Source organism: Acinetobacter sp. GWC1_38_13, from assembly GCF_001767535.1.
GTDB classification, from domain to species: Bacteria; Pseudomonadota; Gammaproteobacteria; order Pseudomonadales; family Moraxellaceae; genus Acinetobacter; species Acinetobacter junii.
Window position 1 is genome coordinate 1 of record NZ_MELG01000038.1, and the last position, 453, is coordinate 453.

A 453-nucleotide genomic window follows, 5' to 3' on the forward strand; every position below is an offset into this window, starting at 1 on the left:
ACAGACATTGACGCGATCTTGATTATTTTCCCACATGGCCAATTGCATACCTGAACCCAATTCAACTGAGTCAAGCAATTGAGCTTTATGTTGCTGTAATTGATCAAGAATTTGATATTTCATCTTCTATACAAAGTGTTAAGTATGATTGTTTTAAGTGTAGGACGTTCAGCCTTAGTTGTCATCTGAATATAACGAACATTAAAAAACGCAAGCTAATGACAATCACGACAAGAAAATGAAAGAAATGAAATGCTGCAAAGATGCAAACTTTACAGTGTGGTATTAAGTTTGGTTAAAAAGCTATGAATGTATTGTTATATGCTTTGGTTGTGGTGATCTGGGGGACGACATGGATTGCAATTACACTGCAACAGCAAAGTGAAATATCGACCACAGTTGCGGTGTTTTGGCGATTTTTTATTTCAGCAATTGTCTTGTTTGCTTTTGTCG

General features: G+C 36.0%; 2 pseudogenes. One reads left to right on the top strand and one right to left on the bottom strand.

Going from position 1 to position 453, the window contains the following annotated elements:
- A pseudogene (locus tag A2003_RS03900) lies at positions 1-123 on the bottom strand (AraC family transcriptional regulator); the annotation flags it as partial.
- 182 nt (positions 124-305) lie between these two features.
- On the opposite strand from A2003_RS03900, the pseudogene A2003_RS03905 reads away from it, so the two are divergent.
- Positions 306-453, top strand: a pseudogene (locus tag A2003_RS03905) (DMT family transporter); the annotation flags it as partial.